This window comes from Actinacidiphila oryziradicis, from assembly GCF_005047355.1.
Classification (GTDB): Bacteria; Actinomycetota; Actinomycetes; order Streptomycetales; family Streptomycetaceae; genus Actinacidiphila; species Actinacidiphila oryziradicis.
The window spans coordinates 1-1,464 of record NZ_SUMC01000329.1 but is presented as its reverse complement, the minus strand read 5'-3'; the positions used below and the strand labels follow the sequence as shown (position 1 = coordinate 1,464).

General features: G+C 68.9%; 2 pseudogenes. Both read right to left on the bottom strand.

What is annotated here, in order from left to right:
* Positions 1–118: 118 nt before the first annotated feature.
* Positions 119–463: pseudogene (locus FCI23_RS55665) on the bottom strand (reverse transcriptase/maturase family protein); the annotation flags it as partial.
* Positions 464–470: 7 nt separating this feature from the next.
* Positions 471–1,464: pseudogene (locus FCI23_RS58050) on the bottom strand (hypothetical protein); the annotation flags it as partial.

Here is a 1,464-nt window from a genome sequence, read left to right as displayed (position 1 = left end):
AGCAGCGCACGTCGGGGCGGGGACTGATCACATGGACACTGATCAGGATCTACACCATCGACATCGTCGAACCTCCAAAGGTGTACTCACTCACAAACGTGCGACCTCGCGTCGCACCACCGCCTTGGGGCGTGCCCTCCTCAGTGGGAGTGAACCCCCTACCGGGTTCGAACACTCCCGCCTTCAGCCAGTCGGCGACCATCCTTCTAGCGGGAAAGTGGCCGATTGTCTGTAAAAGGCGAGCATGGTCGATCCGGTCGAACGCCGCAGCCAGGTCCGCATCAAGCGCCCAAACGCGTCTGGCCAAGGGGCCCTTGCACGTCAGGTAGATGGCGCCAATCGCGTCCTGGCAGCTACGCCCCGGCCTGAACCCATATGACCTAGGTTCGAACCGGGCCTCCCACTCGGGTTCCAGTGCGTTTCGAACCCGTGCCTGGTGGCAGCGGTCCGTGATTACCGGCATGGTGGCTTCATACTGCCCCTCCTGCTGTGAGTGTTCGGGTTGTGAGGTCGGATTTCATGGTCTGGGCGGCGAGTTGGAGACAGACGGCCTCGTTGTCGCTGGTCCAGGGGATGCTCAGGCGGCCGTCGGCGGCGCGGTGGGCGTCCAGGCGGCCGCGGGCGATCCAGTAGTAGACCGCGCCGGCGCGGACACCGAGTCGGACGGCGACCTGCTGGACGCTCAGTTCGCCGCGCGCGATGGCGGTGTCGGGCAGTGGGTGGCTGCCGGGGCCGGTGGGACCGGGGTGTTTGGGCCGGTCCAGGTCGGCCCGCAACGCGGCCTCGACCTGATCGTTCCAGGGGATGGCGATACGGCCGCCGGGAGTGCGATGCGCGGGCAGGCGCCCGACACGCACCTGGTAGCGCACGGCCGCGTCGAGGACCCCGAGGCGGGCGGCTGCTTGGGGAATGCTGATCTCGTCGGCGCGGGCGGCCTCGGCGGGCAGTGGGCGGCGCCCGGTGGGCACGAACTGCTCGGGGTGGGTGATCCAGTCCCGGCAGGCAGCTTCGACCTGGTCATCCCAGGGAATGCACCAGCGTCCCCCGACGTCCTTGCGCGCGGTCAGCCGTCCGCAGCGGATCCAGTAGTAGAGGGCGTGCTCGACCACGCCCAGGCGGGCGGCGCCCTGCTGGACGCTGACCTCACCGGGCAAGGCCTGCGGCGGTGCGGCAGGGCGGGGAGTGAGGTGGCCGGAGGTGTCGATCTGGCGGCGGCAATCGGCTTCGACCTGGTCATTCCAGGGGATGCACCAGCGGCCGCCGGCGTCCTTGCGGGCGTCCAGGCGCCCGTGGGTGAGCCAGTAGTAGACGGCATCCGCGGTGATGCCCAGGATCCGGGCTGCTTGATTGACGCAGATCTCCCCGTCCCGGAACGGGACCGGCGCTGGGATCTTGTAGGTGTAGCTGACCCATTTGACGGCCGCCACGTCGTAGGGGCGCCCGGTCCCGGTGGTCAGCTGGGCG